The organism is Rhodococcus sp. Z6_132 (genome assembly GCF_058133635.1).
Map to the genome: position 1 here is coordinate 1,002,733 of NZ_JBYUNP010000002.1, position 15,144 is coordinate 1,017,876.

A 15,144-nucleotide genomic window follows, 5' to 3' on the forward strand; every position below is an offset into this window, starting at 1 on the left:
GCCTGAGCCGGCGTTCACCGACGCTAGGGGCGCCCGTCGGGCCCACCCAGAGCCCTGACGAGCGGGGGGTGCGGCAGGACCCCCGCACTGCGGTGTCCCTCGACCTACGCTCACGACATGACGGAGAAGTCGAACGCCCTGGGCGCCTTCCTGAGTGCCCGGCGAGCGCTGGTGACGCCGAAGCAGGCAGGCATCCCCGAGGTGGGGGTGCGGCGCGTGCCCGGTCTGCGGCGCGAGGAGGTGGCGATGCTCGCCGGCATCAGCGCGGACTACTACCTGCGCCTGGAACGAGGCCGAGATCGTCACCCGTCGACGCAGGTGCTGGAGTCGATCGCCCGGGTGCTGCAGCTCGACGACGAGCACCTGGCGCACCTGCTGACGCTCGTCGCCGACGTCCCCCGCAGGCGCAGACCCAGACCGCGCAAGGAGACCGTCCCGCGCGGCGCGCTCACGCTGCTGGACTCCCTCGTCCAGCCCGCCTTCATCGAGGGGCGGTACTTCGACATCCTGGCCACCAACGATCTCGCCGTCGCCCTGTCCCCGGGACTCGCCGTGGGAGGCAACCAGCTCCGGGACTTCTTCCTGGACCCGGCCCAGCAGGGGTACTACCCGGACTGGCTAGCCATGACGGAGTGCTTCATCGCGAACCTGCGGCAGGCCGTGGGCACGGACATCGACGACCCCCGCTTCATCGAGCTCACCGGCGAGCTCTCGCTGGCCAGCCCCACGTTCCGCCAGCTGTGGGCGCGCCACGAGGTCCGCGGCCAGCGTGGGACGGCCGTCCGGTTCCACCACCCGCAGGTCGGCGAGCTGGTCCTGCACCGCGAACGGCTGAGCATCGACGGCGCTGACGGTGTCCACCTCGTCGTCTACCACCCCGAGGCCGGCTCCAGCGACGCAGACAAGCTGTCGCTCCTGGCGTCCGCGGGGCTTCCCCACGCCCAGCGGAGCCACGAAGCGGTCCAGCAGCCGAACCGCGGCTGATCAGGCGTTGAAGTACTTGGCCTCCGGGTGGTGCAGCACGAAGGCGTCGGTGGACTGCTCCGGGTGCAGCTGCAGCTCCTCGGACAGCTCGACCCCGATGCGGCTGGGCTCCAGCAGCTCCATGATCTTGGCGCGGTCCTCCAGGTCCGGGCACGCTCCGTAGCCCAGCGAGTAGCGGGCGCCGCGGTAGCCCAGGCGGAAGAACTCCTGGACCTCCTCGGGGTCCTCCGCCGCCACGGCCTGGCCGTCGGGCATCTTCAGCTCCTCGCGCACGCGCTGGTGCCAGTACTCGGCCAGCGCCTCGGTGAGCTGCACGCCGATGCCGTGCACCTCCAGGTAGTCGCGGTAGGCGTTGTTGGCGAAGAGCTCGTTGGCGTAGTCGGCGATCGGCTGGCCCATGGTGACCAGCTGGAACGGCATGACGTCCACCTGCCCGTGCTCGCGGGCCTGCTCACGGGTGCGGAAGAAGTCGGCCAGGCACAGGTGCCGGTCGCGGCGCTGGCGGGGGAAGGTGAACCGGAAGCGCTCCGCGGCGTCGGGCTCCGGGGACTCCAGCACGATCACCGAGTCGCCCTCGGAGACCACCGGGAAGTAGCCGTAGACCAGCGCGGCGTGGGCGAGGATGCCGTCGGTGCTCAGCCGGTCCAGCCAGTGCCGCAGCCGCGGACGGCCCTCGGTCTCCACCAGCTCCTCGTAGGAGGGGCCGTCGCCACCGCGGGCGCCCTTGAGGCCCCACTGGCCGAGGAACAGCGCCCGCTCGTCGAGCAGGCCGGAGTACTCCGCCAGCCGCACGCCCTTGACCACCCGGCTGCCCCAGAACGGCGGGGTGGGCACGTCGACGTCGGCGGCCACGTCGGAGCGGGCGGGCAGCTCCACCTCCGGCTCGCTGGCCTTGCGCGCCTCGGCGATGCGCTTGGACCGCTCGTGGCGGGCCCGGCGCTCGTCGATCTTGGCCTGCTCGGCCTCGCTCACCGCGCCCAGCTCCCCGCCGCTGCGCTTGGCCTTCATGATGGCGTCCATCGAGCGCAGCCCCTCGAAGGCGTCACGGGCGTAGGTGACGTGGCCGTCGTAGACCTCGGCCAGGTCGTCCTCGACGTAGGCGCGGGTGAGCGCCGCACCACCGAGGAGCACCGGGATGTCCTTGGCGACCCCGCGGGAGTTCATCTCCTGCAGGTTCTCCTTCATCACCACGGTGGACTTCACCAGCAGGCCGGACATGCCGATGACGTCGGCCTTCTCGGTGAGCGCGGCCTCCAGGATGGCGGCGATCGGCTGCTTGATGCCGATGTTGACCACGTCGTAGCCGTTGTTGGTGAGGATGATGTCCACCAGGTTCTTGCCGATGTCGTGCACGTCGCCCTTGACGGTGGCCAGCACGATGCGGCCCTTGCCGTCCTCGTCGGTGGCCTCCATGTGCGGCTCCAGGTGGGCCACGGCGGTCTTCATCACCTCGGCGGAGGCGAGCACGAACGGCAGCTGCATCTGGCCGGAGCCGAAGAGCTCACCCACGGTCTTCATGCCCGAGAGCAGGGTGTCGTTGATGATCTCCAGCGGCGGGCGCTCCTGCATGCCGGCGTCCAGGTCGGCTTCCAGGCCGGTGCGCTCGCCGTCGATGATGCGCCGCTCCAGCCGCTCGAACAGCGGCAGCTGGGCCAGCTCCTCGGCCCGTGACGCGCGCGCGGAGGCGGCGGAGACGCCCTCGAACAGCTCCATCAGCTTCTGCAGCGGGTCGTAGCCGTCGCGGCGACGGTCGTAGACGAGGTCCAGCGCCACTGCGCGCTGCTCGTCGGGAATGCGGGCCATCGGCACGATCTTGGAGGCGTGCACGATCGCGGTGTCCAGGCCGGCCTCGGTGCACTCGTGCAGGAACACCGAGTTGAGCACCTGGCGGGCGGCGGGGTTGAGGCCGAAGGAGACGTTGGACAGCCCCAGCGTGGTCTGCACCGAGGGGTGCTGGCGCTTGATCTCCTTGATGGCGGCGATGGTCTCCAGCGCGTCGCGGCGCACCTCGTCCTGGCCGGTGGTGATGGGGAAGACCAGCGCATCGATGATGATGTCGCTCTCCTGCATTCCCCACTCGTTGACCAGGTCGCCGATGATGCGGTCGGCGATCTTCACCTTGTTCTCCGCGGTGCGGGCCTGGCCCTCCTCGTCGATGCAGGTGACCACCACGGCAGCGCCGTGCTCCACCACCAGCTCCATCGCCTGGTGGAAGCGCGAGTCGGTGCCGGTGCCGTCCTCGTAGTTCACCGAGTTGATGGCGCAGCGCCCACCCAGGTGCTCCAGCCCGGCCCGCAGCACGGCAGGCTCGGTGGAGTCCAGCATGATCGGCAGGGTGGAGGCGGTGGCCAGCTTGGCGGCCAGCCCGGCCATGTCGGCGGTGCCGTCGCGGCCCACGTAGTCGATGCACAGGTCCAGCACGTGCGCGCCGTCGCGGGTCTGGTCGCGGGCGATCTCGATGCAGGCCTGGTGGTCGCCGGCCAGCATCGCCTCGCGGAAGGCCTTGGAGCCGTTGGCGTTGGTGCGCTCGCCGATCATGAGCACGCTGAGGTCCTGCTTGAAGGGCACCGCGGAGTACAGCGAGGCGACGCCGGGCTCCTGGTGCACCTTGCGCACGCCGCGCTCGTCGTCGGGGATGGCCGAGATGGCGGCCACCACGGCGCGGATGTGCTCGGGGGTGGTACCGCAGCAGCCACCCACCAGGGCGAGGCCGTACTCGCGGACGAAGCCGGCCAGTGCCTCGGCGAGCTCGTCGGGCTGCAGCGGGTAGACAGCGCCGTTGGGGCCCAGCTGGGGCAGCCCGGCGTTGGGCATCACCGAGATGGGCAGCCGGGAGTGCTTGGACAGGTGGCGCAGGTGCTCGCTCATCTCGGCGGGGCCGGTGGCGCAGTTGAGGCCGATGAGGTCGATGCCCAGCGGCTCCAGCGCCACCAGGGCGGCGCCGATCTCGCTGCCCAGCAGCATGGTGCCGGTGGTCTCCACGGTGACGTGGCAGATGATCGGGATGACCTTGTCCAGCTCGGTCATGGCGCGCTTGCTGCCGATGACCGCGGCCTTCACCTGCAGCAGGTCCTGGCAGGTCTCGATGAGGATGGCGTCCGCACCGCCCTCGACCATGCCCAGCGCGGCCTCCTGGTAGGCGTCACGCAGGTCGGCGAAGGGCGCGTGGCCCAGGGTGGGCAGCTTGGTGCCCGGGCCCATCGAGCCGAGCACGAAGCGGGGCATCCCGTCACGGCCGGGGCCCATCTCGTCGGCGACCTCGCGGGCGATGGCCACGCCCTTGCGGGAGAGCTCGCGGATGCGGTCGGCGATGTCGTAGTCGGCCAGGTTGGGCAGGTTGCAGCCGAAGGTGTTGGTCTCCACCAGGTCGGCACCGGCCTCGAAGTAGGCGCGGTGGATCTCGCGCAGCACGTCCGGGCGGGTGTCGTTGAGGATCTCGTTGCAGCCCTCGAGACCGAGGAAGTCCTTCTCCACGTCCAGGTCGGCGGCCTGGAGCATGGTGCCCATCGCCCCGTCGGCCACGAGCACGCGCTGGCGAAGGGCTTCGAGCAGAGGGGAAGACGGAGAAGCAGGCATAACTACCAGCCTAGTCGCAGCCCCTTGTCGGGCCCGGGTCGTAGGCTGGTCGGTGTGACGCAGACTGAGCCACCCCGTCTGCTGGACCCGATACTGGTCGCGGCATTCGAGGGCTGGAACGACGCAGGGGACGCAGCCACCGGGGCGGTGGAGCACCTCGAGCTCTGCTGGGACGCCACCCCCCTGATGGAGCTGGACTCCGAGGACTACTACGACTTCCAGGTCACCCGCCCCACGGTACGCATGGTGGAAGGGGTGACCCGGGAGATCCAGTGGCCGGCCACCCGGCTGACGGTGTGCCGCCCACCGGGCTCCGCCCGTGACGTGGTGCTGCTGCGCGGCATCGAGCCGAACATGCGCTGGCGGGCGTTCTGCGCGGAGCTCATCGAGGTCTTCGACACGCTGGGGGTGCGCACGGTGGTCACCCTGGGCGCGCTGCTGGCGGACACCGCCCACACCCGCCCCGTGCCGGTGACCGGCTCGGCGTACAGCACCGCTGCGGCCAAGCAGTTCAACCTGGAGCAGACCCGCTACGAGGGCCCGACCGGCATCACCGGGGTGCTGCAGGAGGCCTGCGTGCGCGCCGGGGTGCCGGCCATCTCGTTCTGGGCCGCGGTGCCGCACTACGTGGCCCAGCCGCCCAACCCCAAGGCCACCCTGGCGCTGCTGCACCGGGTGGAGGAGGTGCTGGACGTGGAGGTCCCGCTGGTGGGGCTGCCCGAGCAGGCCGCCGAGTGGGAGGGTGCGGTCAACGAGATGGCCGAGGAGGACGAGGAGGTCATCGGCTACGTGCGCGCCCTGGAGGAGCGTGGCGACGCCGAGACCGACATGTCCGAGGCCGTGTCGCAGACCGACGGGGAGGCCATCGCGGCGGAGTTCGAGCGGTACCTGCGCCGGCGCGGCCCGGGCTCGGGGCCCTAGCCAGCACCGCCCGGGATCCGGGCCCTAGACCAGCTGCACGCCGAGCAGCGCGTCCACCGTGGCGGCCAGCGCTGCGGGCGCGGCGGCGTCGGTGCCGCGACGGTTCAGCGCCTGGCGCGCCCAGTCGTCGATGGCGGACAGCGCCCGCGGGGTGTCCAGGTCGTCGGCGAGGTACTGGCGCACCCGGGCGATGGTGTCGGTGGCGTCGGGACCGGCGTCCAGGGCCGCCGCCTCGCGCCAGCGGGCCAGCCGCTCGGTGGCCGCGGTGAGCACCGCGTCGGTCCACTGGCGGTCGCTGCGGTAGTGCGAGTCGAGCAGGCCGAGGCGGATGGCCATCGGGTCCACGCCCTGCTCCCGCAGCCGGGAGACCAGCACCAGGTTGCCGCGGCTCTTGGACATCTTCTCCCCGTCCAGGCCGATCATCCCGGCGTGCACGTAGTGGCGGGCGAAGCGCTCGCAGCCGGTGAGTGCCTCGGCGTGGGCGGCGGAGAACTCGTGGTGCGGGAAGATCAGGTCGCTGCCGCCGCCCTGCACGTCGAAGCCGACGCCGATGCGGTTGAGCGCGATGGCGGCGCACTCCACGTGCCAGCCAGGCCGGCCGGGGCCGAACGCCGAGGGCCAGGACGGCTCGCCGTCGCGCACGGCCCTCCAGACGGCGGCGTCCAGCGGGTCGCGCTTGCCGGGACGGTCGGGATCTCCCCCGCGCTCGGCGAAGTAGGTGGTCATGGTGGCGTGGTCGTAGCCGGACTCGTAGCCGAACTGCTTGGTGGCGTCGGCCCGGAAGTAGACGTCGGGGTGCTCGGGGTCGTCGACGACGTACGCCGCCCCGGAGGCCACCAGCTTCTCCACGATCTCGGTGACCTCGCCGATGGACTCCACCGCACCGATGTAGTCGCGCGGCGGCAGGATGCGCAGCGCCGCCATGTCCTCGCGGAAGAGCTGCGTCTCCCGCAGGCCGAGCTCCACCCAGTCCTCGCCGTCGCGGGCGGCGCGCTCGAACAGCGGGTCGTCGACGTCGGTGACGTTCTGCACGTAGTGCACCTCGTGCCCGGCGTCCAGCCACAACCGGTACACCAGGTCGAAGGTGAGGTAGGTGGCGGCGTGGCCGAGGTGGGTGGCGTCGTAGGGGGTGATCCCGCAGACGTACATGGTGGCGGTGGGGCCGGGTGCCACCGGCCGCACCTGGCGGTCGGCGGTGTCGAACAGGCGCATCGAGGGGCCCTCGCCGGGCACGCTGGGAACTGCCGGGGCCGGCCATGACTGCATGAGACCGACCCTACCCAGAGCGTGTGCGGGTCCCGTTCAGGAGGGGCGAGCGTCCGTGGCGTCAGCCACCCCGAGCCACGGGAGCTCTCAGCGCCGGCGACCGAGGTAGTCCGCCACCACCGCCGCGCCGAGCCCGTCCAGGTCCGGAGCCACCACGCGCCCACCGGAGCGGCGCGCCAGCTGGTCCACCACCGCCGCCAGGCGTGGCTCGCTGCCCAGCCGGAAGAAGGTGACCTGGGTGCCCAGCTTGGCCACCGCGTCCAGCTCACGCACCGTCAGCCCCAGCGTCTCCGCCAGCGGCGGGTAGTCGAACACCGCCCGGCCGTCGCGCTCCAGGTGTGCGGTGGGCTCGCCGTCGGTCACCACCATGAGCACCGGCTGGGTGCCGGGGTGTCGCCGCAGGTGCAGCCCGGCCAGCTTGAGCGCGTGGTGCAGGTTGGTGCCCTGCTCCCACACCGCGTCGAGGCCGGTGAGCTCGGCCACGCTGAGGGTGCGCGCGTGGCGGCCGAAGCCGATGAGCTGCAGGGCGTCGCCGCGGAAGCGGGTGGACACCAGGTGGTGCAGCGCCAGCGCGGTCCGCTTCATCGGCAGCCAGCGGCCCTCGGAGACCATCGACCAGGAGGTGTCCACCAGCAGCGCCACCGCCGCACGGCTGCGCTGCTCGGTCTCGGCCACCTCCACGTCGCTGACGTCCAGCCGCACGGGCAGCGGGTGCCCCGCCGTGCGCAGCACCGCGTTGGTCACGGTGCGGGTGGTGTCCCAGGGCTCGGTGTCACCGAACTGCCAGGCCCGGCTGGCCCCGGTGAGCTCGCCGGCGGCACCGGCGCGCCGGGTCTCCCGGTCGCCGCGGCGGGCGGAGAGCTGCTCGGCCACGTCCCGCAGCGCCGACTGGCCCAGCTGCCGCATGGCCTTGGGCGAGAGCCGCCAGCTGCCGTCCGGTGCCCGGTCCAGCAGGCCCTGCCGCTGCAGCTCACGCTCCAGCTCGGCCAGGGTGCGGGCGTCGGTGACGGCCTGCTCCCCCAGCTGGCGCTCCAGGGCGTCCAGGTCGACGTCCTCCATCCGGGCGCCCGGGTAGGCCTGGCTGAGCTGCTCGGCCAGCTGCTCCAGCTCGCCGATGTCGGCCATCGCCTGGGTCGCCTCCCCCAGTCCCATGCCCTGCTGGCCGCGGAAGTCCTCGCTGCCCTGCCAGTCCTCCCCGGGGCGGGCGGCCTGCAGCATGCCGTCCAGCTGCGCCAGCTGGTCGGCCAGCTCGGGGCTGCCGAAGGCCTGCTGCGCCAGGGCGTCCAGCTCGGCCCGTTGCTCCGGGGTCATGGAGTTGCGCATCCGCTGCGCCGCGGCGGCGCGCTGGGCCAGGGAGTCCAGCAGCTCCTCCACGTCCTGCGGGTCCTCCGGGAAGAAGTCACCGTGCTCGGCCATGAACTGCTCGAACTGCTCGTCGGTGTCCTCACCGCGGGCGTGCGCGGCGAGGAGGTCGTTGAGGTCCTTGAGCATCTCGGTGACCCGCTGCTTGTCGGCGTCGGTGGCCCCCTCCAGCGCCTGCTTCATCCCCTGGAACCGCTCCTCCAGCAGCTCGCGGCCCAGCAGGTCTTTGATCTTGTCGTAGTCCTGCTGCGCCTGGGGGCTGCGCCAGGAGTAGTCGCTGAGCTCGCGCACCGCCTCCGCGGGCGAGGGGCTGAGCGACTCCATCTGCAGCTCGGCGAAGCGGGCGTCGTCGTCCAGCGCGCGGGCCAGCTCCTTGCGCTCCTCGAGCACGGCGCGCTCCAGCAGCTCACGCACCTCGGCCAGTGTGCCGTCCAGGTTGTTGCGCTTGAGCAGCTCACGGCGGCGCTGGTTGGCCCGCGCCGCCAGCTGGTCGAGCCCGCGCTGGCCCGGCAGCCCGCGGCGCATCAGCTCGCGCACCGCCGACCGTGGCGAGGAGCCCTCCATGACGTCCTGGCCGAGCTCGTCCAGCGCCTCCCGCAGGTCCACCGGGGGCGCCAACGGGTCGGGCCCACCGCTGTAGGGGCCGTAGGCGAAGCGGTGCCTGCCGCGGGGAGCCGTCATGCCTGGTACACCGTCCGGCCCCGGTCGTCGGCGTCCTTGGCGATGCGCCGCGCCAGGTAGAGCCCCTCCAGGGCCAGCTCGGCGGCGGCGGCCCGCTCACCGTCGGTGTCGGCGTCCAGGCGCTCGTCCACCTCCTTGAGCGCGTCCACCGGCGGCAGCCCGGCCAGCAGCTGCGCGGCGGTGACGTCGTCGCCGGTGACCACCGCGGCGCCGGAGTCGATCGCGCCCACCAGCGCACCGAGGTCGATGCCGGCCAGGTTGGCGCGGGCGGTGTCGGCGGTGGCCCGGCGCAGCAGGTGCTCGAGCACCTCGGTCTCCCGGCCCTCCTCACCCGACTCGAACTCCAGCTTGCCGCGCAGCACGTCCACCACCGTGCCCAGGTCGACCACCCGGGCCACCGGGGTCTGCTCTCCCAGCACCGCCGAGCGCCGCAGCGCCGCGGCCGCCACGGTCTCGGCGGCGGCGATGGAGAAGCGGGCGGAGACGCCGGAGCGCTGGTCCACCGAGGTGGACTCCCGCAGGTAGCGGGTGAAGCGGGCCAGGATCTCCAGCAGGTGGTCGGGCACGGTGGCCACCAGGTCGGCCTCCTGCACCACCACGGCTACCTCGTCATCGAGCTCCAGCGGGTAGTGCGTGCGGATCTCGGCGCCGAAGCGGTCCTTGAGCGGGGTGATGATGCGGCCGCGGTTGGTGTAGTCCTCGGGGTTGGCGCTGGCCACCAGCAGCACGTCCAGCGGCAGCCGCAGGATGTAGCCGCGCACCTGGATGTCGCGCTCCTCCATCACGTTGAGCAGCGACACCTGGATGCGCTCGGCGAGGTCGGGCAGCTCGTTGATGGCCACGATGCCGCGATGGCTGCGCGGGACGAGGCCGTAGTGGATGGTCTCCGGGTCGCCCAGGCTGCGGCCCTCGGCCACCTTCACCGGGTCGACGTCACCGACGAGGTCGCCGACGCTGGTGTCGGGGGTGGCGAGCTTCTCGGCGTAGCGCTCGCTGCGGTGGCGCCAGGTGATGGGCAGGTCCTCGCCCAGCTCGGCGACCCGGCGCAGCGAGGCGGGGGTGATGGGCTCGTAGGGGTGCTCGCCCAGCTCGGAGCCGGCGATCACCGGGGTCCACTCGTCGAGCAGCCCCACCAGCGAGCGCAGCAGCCGGGTCTTGCCCTGGCCGCGCTCGCCGAGGACCACCATGTCGTGGCCGGCGAGCAGGGCTCGCTCCACCTGCGGCAGGACGGTCTCGTCGAAGCCGAGGACCCCCGGCCACGGGTCGCGGCCCTCCCGCAGGGCAGTGAGCAGGTTGTGGCGGATCTCGTCCTTCACGCCCCGCTGGACGTGGTTGCTGGCGCGGAGCGCGCCGACGGTGGTGGGCATGCTGTTGGTCGCAAGGTCGGTCACCGGTACAACGCTACGAGCGCGGAGTGAATCAGGCCACGCGGATATCCGCTGGCGGCACTACGATTGCTGGATGTCAGACACGTCACAGTCACCCGGCCCTGCTCAGCCCAGCCACGCGCAGGTGGGCACGGATCCCACCGAGGTGGTCACCGCCTTCCTGGCGGCGATGGACGCCCTCGACATCGAGAAGGCGCTGACGTACGCGGCCGAGGAGGTCGTCTACCAGAACGTGCCGCTGCCCCCGGCCCGCGGCAAGGATGCCTTCGCCAAGCAGGTGCGCTGGATGGGCAAGGTGGGCACCGGCTTCGAGGGCCGCATCCACAACATCGCGGCCAACGGCCCGGTGGTGCTCACCGAGCGCACCGACGTGCTGAAGGTGCGCTCGTGGGAGGCGGCGTTCTGGGTGTGCGGCACCTTCGAGGTGCGCGACGGCAAAATCGTGCTCTGGCGCGACTACTTCGACTGGACCACCGTGCTGGCCGCCAGCGCCAAGGGCGCAGTGCGGGCGCTGGGCAGCACCGTTCGCGGCCGGCTGAACCGCTGACGGCTGAACCGATGAGCCGCTGGGCCGGTCGCCCGCCGCTCGAGGCAACGAGCGACCGACCCCGGCGGGCTCAGGCGAACTCGTCCCGGATGCGGTCGGAGACGCCGGTGAGGTTGAGCTCGAAGGTGTAGCCCTGCTCGTAGCGGTAGCTGCGGTTGACGTCCCACAGGTCGATGCCGTTGAGGCAGGCCTTGGCCGCCCGGATCACCGTCGGGTCCTTGGCGGCGATCTGCTCCGCCAGCTCCAGCGCGGCTGTGCGCAGCTCGTCCTTGGGCACCACCGAGTGCACCGAGCCGAAGTGCAGCAGCTCCGCAGCGGTCACCGTGGCCGAGGTGTAGACCATGGCCCGCATCTTGTGCTGCGGGACCAGCCGGGACAGGTGGGTGGCGGCACCCAGGGCGCCACGGTCCACCTCGGGCAGGCCGAAGGTCGCGTCCTCGCTGGCCACGATCACGTCGGCGTTACCGATGAGACCGATGCCGCCACCGAGGCAGAAGCCGTTCACCGCGGCGATGACCGGCACGGCGCACTCGTAGACGGCCTTGAAGGACTCGTAGCAGCCCTTGTTGGCCCCGAGCAGCGCGGTGAAGCCGTCAGTGCGCTGCATCTCCTTGATGTCCACACCCGCGTTGAAGCCACGCCCCTCGGCGCGCAGCACCACCACGCGCACCTGCGGGTCAGCACCGGCGGCGCGGACCTGGTCGGCGATGGCGAACCAGCCGGCCACGGGCAGGGCGTTGACCGGCGGGTTGTCCACGACGATCTCCGCGACCCCGTTGGGGTGCACGGTGGTGGTGACCACGGAGGCCTCGGTCTGGGTCATGCGCGTGCTCCTAGCGGCTGGGGTGAGGTGGCGATCACGGGTGCTGGCTGCTGACGGAGACGACCTCGCCCGTCATGTAGCTGGAGTAGTCGCTGGCCAGGAAGACGATGACGTTGGCCAGCTCCCACGCCTCGGCCGGGCGCCCGAAGGCCTCCTTGGCGCTCAGCTCGGCGAGCAGCTCGTCGGTGGTCACCTTGGCCAGGAACGGGTGCATCACGATGCTCGGCGCCACGGCGTTGACGCGGATGCCGTGCTCGGCCACGTCCAGCGCGGAGCAGCGGGTCAGCGCCATCACGCCGGCCTTGGCGGCGGCGTAGTGGGCCTGGCCCTGCTGGGCGCGCCAGCCGATCACCGAGGAGTTGTTGATGATGACGCCGCTGCCCTGGGGCACCATGTGCCGCAGCACCGCGCGGGTGGCGCGGAAGGTGGACGTCAGCGTCACGTCGAGCACGCTGCTCCACTGGTCGTCGGTCATGTCGATCACCGAGGCGGTGCCACCCAGGCCGGCGTTGTTCACCAGCACGTCGATGCGCCCGAGCTCGGCCACCGTGGCGTCCATCAGGTGGTCGATCTGCTCCTGGTTGGTGACGTCGCACGGGATGGCCAGCGGGCGGGTGCCGGTGGTCTCCTCGATCTTGTCGGCCGCCTCGGCCAGGCGACGCTCGTGGCGGTCGCTGATGGCCACGGTGGCGCCCTCGATGGCGCAGCGCTCAGCGGTGGAGAAGCCGATGCCGGTGCCGGCCGCGGCGGTGACCAGCACGGTCTTGCCGGCCAGCAGGTTGTGGCCCGGGCCCGGCTGCAGGGCCGGTGCGGACGCGGTGGTGCTCTCAGACATCTCAGGCCTTCCCAAGTCGGTTGAGGACCTGGTCGGCCTCGGTGATGATGCGCTGGATGAGCTCCTCGCAGCTGGGGGTGTCCTCGATGAGGCCCACCACCTGACCGGTGGCCATCACGCCGAGGTCGGTGCGGCCGTCGACCAGCGCGGAGCGGTAGAGCATGGGGGCGTTGGCCGCCATCACGACCTGGCTCCAGGAGAGGTCGTGCGACTTCTTCATCGCCAGGCCCTCCCGCATCATGTGCGTCCACGGGGTGCCGGAGAGCTTCTGGAAGGCCACCGCGTTGCGCACCGAGCGGGCCATCCGGCGGGCGCCGGAGCTGGACTCGATCTGGTCGATGGTGCCGGCGCGCAGCACGCGCTGGGGCACCCCGTCGATCTGCAGCGTGAGCACGGTGTCGTTGACCGTCTTGGACAGGTAGACGTCCTTGACGTTGGCCGCCACCGGGGAGTCGCTGGTGAGCAGGAACCGGGTGCCCATGGCGATGCCCTCGGCACCGTAGGCCAGCGCCGAGACCAGGCCGCGGCCGTCGAAGTAGCCACCGGCGGCGATCACCGGGATGTCCACGGCGTCGACGACCTGGGGCAGCAGCAGGCTGGTGGGGACGTTGCCGGTGTGGCCGCCGCCCTCCCCGCCCTGCACGAGCACCGCGTCGGCACCCCAGGCGGCGACCTTCTCCGCGTGCCGGCGGGCGCCGATTGAGGGCATGACCACCACGCCGGCGTCCTTGAGCCGGCCGATGAGGTCCTGCTTGGGGGCCAGGGCGAAGGAGGCCACCTTGACGCCGGCGCGGATGACCAGGTCGATCCGCTTGGCGATGTCGGCGGAGTCGGCCCGCAGGTTCACGCCGAAGGGGTTCTCGGTGAGGGCCTGGACCTTGGTGATGTTGTCCGACAGCTCCTCGTAGCTCATCGCGCCGCCGGCGATGATGCCCAGGCCGCCGGCGTTGGCGGTGGCGGCGGTGAGCCCGGCGTTGGAGACCCAGCCCATGCCGGTCTGCACGACCGGGTACTTGACGCCGAAGAGCTCGGTGACCCGGGTGCTCAGCGCGGGGTGCAGGCTCACTGCTTGACCTCCGGCTTGACCTCGCGGTCGCGCAGGCTGCGGGGGTCGATGACCTCGCGGATCAGCTGCAGCTCGGCGTCGGTGGGCAGCCGGGTGAAGGGCACGTCCGCGGGGACCACCAGGTCGAAGCCGGTGGCCTCCTGGACCTCCTCCACGGTGACTCCCGGGTGCAGCGACTTCAGCCGCAGCTGGCCGGTGGGCTTGTCGTAGTCCAGGACGGCGAGGTTGGTGACCACGGTGCGCAGGTCGTGGAACTTCGCGGCCGCGGGGCCCGCCTTCTGCGCGTTGTCGTTGCCGACGCCGCACACCATGTCCACCGTGGGGGTGAAGATGCGGGTGCTGTGCTTGGGCACCCAGTAGCTGGTGGGGTGGTAGACGCTGTTGCCCGGGGCGCCACGGGCGCCGAGCAGCTGCACCTTGGGCTTGGCGTGGTCGCCGATGGCCGAGATGTTGGTGTTGCCGTAGGAGTCGATCTGGCTCGGGATCATCATCACGTGCCGCTTGCCGCTCCACACCACGTCGAAGATTGTGCGGAAGGGGATCCAGGACTCGACGTCCTCGGGCGCGGCGGCACCGATGGCCCAGGTGCCCTTGACCACGGCGGCCTCGCCGTCGGTGAGCAGCAGGTCCGGGGAGAAGGTGTGCCGCGCCAGGCGCACGCCGATGGCGGGGATGGTGCCGAACGCGCTGGCCAGGATCTCACCGTTGTCGCGGAAGGCCTCGGCGCAGGCGATGACGCACACCTCGGCCCTGCTCACGTCGGTCTGGGTCGCGCCGGTCTGGGTCGCCTCGCTCATGCCGAAACCTCCGTGCTGCTGGCGGCCACTGCGGCCTGGTAGTCGGCCTCGGAGCCGGAGAGGTAGCGCTCGCTGAACTCGGCCCAGGCGGTGGGGTCGGCGGCGGCGGTGGCGTAGGCCTTCTGGAACTTCTCGTCGCGGCCGTAGTCGGGCACGCAGGAGGTGAAGTGGGCGCCGTTGGGGGCCTCCACCACTCCGCGGACCATCATCCGGGAGATGCGCTGGGTGGCCGGGTGCGCCGTGGCGGAGAGCTCCTCGGTGGGCACGACCTTCTCGCAGGAGACGTAGGCCCGCTCGGCGGCCATGCAGTACAGGTCGTCGAAGTACGGGTCCGGGCCGAGGAACTGGGCGTTGCCCTGCATGTCGGCGCGGTTCATGTGCACCAGCGCGGCGTCGAGGTGCAGCGCCGGGACGGCCACCAGGTCCTCGCCGCTGCCGTAGGGGTCGGAGACCGTCTTGAGCTGGGGGTTGACGCGCATGACGTCGGAGCCCAGGCCGGCCCGGGTGGGCAGGAACGGCACGCGAATGGCCGCGGCGTACAGGCCCCACTGGAGCATGCCCTCGTCGTACTCGGTGACCTCGATGCTGCCGGCCTGGCGCGCCGCCCGGAAGTGCGGGTCGAGCGCGATGGAGTCCAGCGAGACGAAGCCGTAGACCAGGCGGCGGACCTTGCCGGCCGCGCACAGCAGGCCGGCGTCCGGACCGCCGTAGGTCACGATGGTCAGGTCGGTCAGGTCGGAGTTGAGAATCGCCCGGACCAGGGACATCGGCTTGCGCCGCGACCCCCATCCGCCGATCCCGATGGTCATCCCCGAGGACAGCTCGGCGACGACCTCCTGCTCGGTCATCCGTTTGTCAGCCACGTGCGTCCCTACCTCTGCTCGATCTACCTAGCAAG

General features: G+C 71.6%; 12 protein-coding genes. 3 read left to right on the plus strand and 9 right to left on the minus strand.

Annotation, left to right across the window (positions count from 1 at the left end; all coding sequences use genetic code 11):
* Positions 1-117: 117 nt before the first annotated feature.
* Positions 118-984 carry a helix-turn-helix transcriptional regulator gene (locus AC3YO9_RS11425; protein WP_489983223.1) on the plus strand — a complete coding sequence of 289 codons (867 nt, stop codon included), beginning with the start codon at positions 118-120 and terminating at the stop codon, positions 982-984.
* Here the strand turns inward: AC3YO9_RS11425 and metH are convergent, their stop codons facing one another.
* Positions 985-4,560 (minus strand): methionine synthase, encoded by a 3,576-nt coding sequence (gene metH / locus AC3YO9_RS11430; RefSeq protein ID WP_489983224.1) that lies wholly within the window; start codon positions 4,558-4,560, stop codon positions 985-987.
* Positions 4,561-4,605: 45 nt separating this feature from the next.
* Here metH and AC3YO9_RS11435 point away from each other — a divergent pair, with 45 nt between their 5' ends.
* Positions 4,606-5,481, plus strand: coding sequence for a PAC2 family protein (locus AC3YO9_RS11435; RefSeq protein ID WP_164860704.1), 876 nt, complete (start codon positions 4,606-4,608; stop codon positions 5,479-5,481).
* A gap of 24 nt (positions 5,482-5,505) precedes the next feature.
* On the opposite strand, the gene mshC is transcribed toward AC3YO9_RS11435, so the two are convergent.
* The 3 genes from mshC to AC3YO9_RS11450 all read right to left on the minus strand — a co-directional run bounded on the left by mshC (position 5,506) and on the right by AC3YO9_RS11450 (position 10,157).
* Positions 5,506-6,747 (minus strand): cysteine--1-D-myo-inosityl 2-amino-2-deoxy-alpha-D-glucopyranoside ligase, encoded by a 1,242-nt coding sequence (mshC, locus tag AC3YO9_RS11440; RefSeq protein ID WP_489983225.1) that lies wholly within the window; start codon positions 6,745-6,747, stop codon positions 5,506-5,508.
* A gap of 87 nt (positions 6,748-6,834) precedes the next feature.
* Complete coding sequence (locus AC3YO9_RS11445; protein WP_127782904.1) at positions 6,835-8,790, minus strand: VWA domain-containing protein; 1,956 nt, start codon at positions 8,788-8,790, stop codon at positions 6,835-6,837.
* Positions 8,787-10,157 carry a sigma 54-interacting transcriptional regulator gene (locus AC3YO9_RS11450; RefSeq protein WP_489983473.1) on the minus strand — a complete coding sequence of 457 codons (1,371 nt, stop codon included), beginning with the start codon at positions 10,155-10,157 and terminating at the stop codon, positions 8,787-8,789. The genes AC3YO9_RS11445 and AC3YO9_RS11450 overlap by 4 nt, the downstream gene beginning before the upstream one ends.
* Positions 10,158-10,251: 94 nt before the next feature.
* Here AC3YO9_RS11450 and AC3YO9_RS11455 point away from each other — a divergent pair, with 94 nt between their 5' ends.
* On the plus strand, positions 10,252-10,725 hold the full coding sequence (locus AC3YO9_RS11455; RefSeq protein ID WP_489983226.1) for a limonene-1,2-epoxide hydrolase family protein: 474 nt from the start codon (positions 10,252-10,254) through the stop codon (positions 10,723-10,725).
* Between the two features lie 70 nt (positions 10,726-10,795).
* Here the strand turns inward: AC3YO9_RS11455 and AC3YO9_RS11460 are convergent, their stop codons facing one another.
* From AC3YO9_RS11460 to AC3YO9_RS11480, 5 genes are read right to left on the minus strand one after another with little or no spacing between them, the layout of a single operon-like run.
* Positions 10,796-11,548, minus strand: a complete 753-nt coding sequence (locus AC3YO9_RS11460) for an enoyl-CoA hydratase family protein (RefSeq protein WP_127782902.1) — start codon at positions 11,546-11,548, stop codon at positions 10,796-10,798.
* Positions 11,549-11,582: 34 nt separating this feature from the next.
* Positions 11,583-12,383: an SDR family oxidoreductase gene (locus AC3YO9_RS11465; protein ID WP_127782901.1), complete on the minus strand. Its 801-nt coding sequence runs from the start codon at positions 12,381-12,383 to the stop codon at positions 11,583-11,585.
* A 1-nt stretch (position 12,384) separates the two neighbouring features.
* Complete coding sequence (locus tag AC3YO9_RS11470) at positions 12,385-13,449, minus strand: NAD(P)H-dependent flavin oxidoreductase (RefSeq protein ID WP_206518141.1); 1,065 nt, start codon at positions 13,447-13,449, stop codon at positions 12,385-12,387.
* Positions 13,446-14,246 (minus strand): CoA-transferase subunit beta, encoded by an 801-nt coding sequence (locus AC3YO9_RS11475; RefSeq protein ID WP_127782900.1) that lies wholly within the window; start codon positions 14,244-14,246, stop codon positions 13,446-13,448. The genes AC3YO9_RS11470 and AC3YO9_RS11475 overlap by 4 nt, the downstream gene beginning before the upstream one ends.
* Positions 14,243-15,109 carry a CoA transferase subunit A gene (locus AC3YO9_RS11480; RefSeq protein ID WP_489983227.1) on the minus strand — a complete coding sequence of 289 codons (867 nt, stop codon included), beginning with the start codon at positions 15,107-15,109 and terminating at the stop codon, positions 14,243-14,245. The genes AC3YO9_RS11475 and AC3YO9_RS11480 overlap by 4 nt, the downstream gene beginning before the upstream one ends.
* Between the last annotated feature and the right edge of the window lie 35 nt (positions 15,110-15,144).